The organism is Nguyenibacter vanlangensis, from assembly GCF_013376155.1.
In the GTDB taxonomy this organism is placed as follows: Bacteria; Pseudomonadota; Alphaproteobacteria; order Acetobacterales; family Acetobacteraceae; genus Gluconacetobacter; species Gluconacetobacter vanlangensis.
Genome location: NZ_JABXXP010000432.1, coordinates 1 through 2,455, shown reverse-complemented (window position 1 = coordinate 2,455; position 2,455 = coordinate 1). Strand labels below are relative to the sequence as shown.

Annotated in this window: 2 protein-coding genes and 1 other RNA gene; 2 read left to right on the top strand and 1 reads right to left on the bottom strand. The window is 70.5% G+C overall.

What is annotated here, in order from left to right:
• Positions 1-128 precede the first annotated feature (128 nt).
• Positions 129-1,085: an NAD(+) diphosphatase gene (nudC, locus tag HUK84_RS14930; protein WP_176640989.1), complete on the bottom strand. Its 957-nt coding sequence runs from the start codon at positions 1,083-1,085 to the stop codon at positions 129-131.
• Positions 1,086-1,150: 65 nt separating this feature from the next.
• On the opposite strand from nudC, the gene ffs reads away from it, so the two are divergent.
• Together ffs and dnaX are read left to right on the top strand one after the other, a co-directional pair.
• Positions 1,151-1,247, top strand: an RNA gene (gene ffs / locus HUK84_RS14925) — signal recognition particle sRNA small type.
• A gap of 77 nt (positions 1,248-1,324) precedes the next feature.
• Positions 1,325-2,455: DNA polymerase III subunit gamma/tau (gene dnaX, locus HUK84_RS14920; RefSeq protein ID WP_176640988.1), on the top strand; the 1,131-nt coding region annotated here is incomplete at its 3' end.

Genomic DNA, 2,455 nt, shown 5'->3' with positions numbered 1-2,455 from the left:
AGCCGGGCGACGGCCGCTATTACGGCGGGTTCGACCGCCGCCATCCCGGCGGCGCCGCAGTCGGTGAATGACGGTCGGCGAATGATGGTCGGTGAATGATGATGGGGGCCGGCGCGTCCGGTCCCCTCTCACCCGGGCCCGTCGCCCAGCCAGTCGTCGATCATCCGCCGGGCGATGGTGGTGGGCGAGGGCAGGGTAAAGCCCAGCGCCGCGTGATTGCGCACCTCGTCGCGCCCCAGCCACCGCGCCTCGGCGATCTCCTCGCGGTCCAGCCGCAGCGCGTCGCCCTGCGCGATCGCGGTAAAGGCCAGCATCAGCGCGCCGGGATAGGGCCAGGGCTGCGCGGAATGGTAGCGGATGCTGCCGACCAGCACCCCGGTTTCCTCCAGCACCTCGCGCGCCACCGCCTCCTCGGGGGTTTCCCCCGGCTCGACGAATCCGGCCAGCGCCGACAGGGTGCGGCTTTCGGGGCCGAATCGCGTGCCCCGCGCCAGCAGCACCCGGTCCTGCCAATGCACCAGCATGATCACCACCGGGTCGGTGCGCGGAAAATGCAGGTGCGTCGGGTCGGCGGTGCAGACCAGGCGGTGCCCGGCCTGGTCCGCCTGGTTCGGCGCGCCGCAATTGCCGCAGAACTGGCTGTGGGCGCGCCAATGCGCCATGCCCCGCGCCTGAGCCAGGATGGCGGCCTCGTCGGCGGGCAGCAGGCCGGCGATCGGCCGCAATTCGCGAAACGTGCCGCGCGCCCTGGGAAACATCAGCTCCGGATGGTCCAGCAGGCTCAGGTCCAGCATGAACAGCGGCCGCTCGTCCAGATAGCCCAGAAAGACCCAGTTCGCCTGTTCCAGGAATTCCGGCGTCATCATCGTGGCGCGCCGCGTCGGCAGCTCGATCCGCGCCGATTCGGTGCCGTCCTGGATGATCAGGTGCCGGCCGCGCCAATACGGCACGAACAGCGTTTCCCCCCCCATCAGGTAGAACGCGATGCGCGCCGCGTCGCCGCGATCCTGCGCCCCCCGGTCCACCGGACTGCCGGAATAGAAATTTCCACCCTTCCGGCCGGGCCTGTACGGGGTCATCATCATGGCCTGCCTCTTCGTCGCCTCTCCCTCTTGTGCCCTACACCCGGTTGCGTGTTAAGAAGGCGCCGGGAGATCGGCGATGGACGGACGCCTTGCCAACCCGGTCAGGTCCGGAAGGAAGCAGCCGCAGTGAGTTTCGTCCGGGTCATCAGTCCGGTCTCCCACCCCGGCAAGCCTGCCTTCGCCGCCATCGCCCGTCGCGCCGCCCCGGTGCGGGTGTCACGCTCAGTTCGGAACCCGTAATGACCGTTTCTTCGGATCATGACAATTCCGAGGATTCGGATCTTCCCGCGCCTCCCGACGACGGTCCCGGCCTGTTCGGCGACATGCCCGCGTCCCCCGCGCCGCCGCCGGCCGCCGCCCCGTATCGCGTGCTGGCCCGCAAATACCGCCCCACCACGCTTGACGACCTGATCGGCCAGGATTCCACCGTCCGGATCCTGCGCAACGCCTTCGCGCTGGGGCGCGTCGCGCATGCCTTCATGCTGACGGGCGTGCGCGGGGTGGGCAAGACGACCACGGCCCGCATCATCGCCCGCGCGCTGAACTGCGTCGGGCCCGACGGCACCGGCGGCCCCACGGCCGATCCGTGCGGCGTGTGCGCCAACTGCGTCGCCATCCTGGCCGACCGTCACCCCGACGTGCTGGAGATGGATGCGGCCTCGCGCACCGGCGTCGACGACGTGCGCGAGATCATCGAGGCCACGCGCTTCCGCCCGATGCAGGGGCGCATGAAGGTCTTCATCATCGACGAAGTCCACATGCTCTCGCGCAACGCGTTCAACGCGCTGCTCAAGACGCTCGAGGAACCGCCGCCCCAGGTGACCTTCGTCTTCGCCACGACCGAGCTGCGCAAGGTCCCGGTCACGGTCCTGTCGCGCTGCCAGCGATTCGATCTGCGCCGTGTGCCGCAATCCGACCTGGCCGCGCATTTCGACCGGATCGCCCGCGCCGAGGGCGTCGTGTGCACGCCCGACGCGCTGGCCCTGATCGCCCGCGCCGCCGACGGCTCGGTGCGCGACGGGCTGTCCCTGCTGGACCAGGCCATCGCCCAAGGTGCCGACACTCAAGGTCATGATGCCCAAGGTCATGACGCCCAGGGTGCGGAAGCGAAGGGCGTCGTCGGTGCCGAACGCGTGGCCGACATGCTGGGCCTGGCCGATCGCGGCCGCGTCTTCGACCTGCTCGAGGCCGTGCTGGCCGGCCGCCCCGATCAGGCGCTCGCCATCACGGACGAGGCCCATGCCCGCGGCGCCGATCTCGGCGTCATGCTGGGCGACGTGCTGGAACTGGTCCACACCGTCTCGCGCCTCAAGGCCGTGCCGGCTCTGCGCCACGCCCCCGACCTGCCCGAGGCCGAGCGCGAGCGCGGC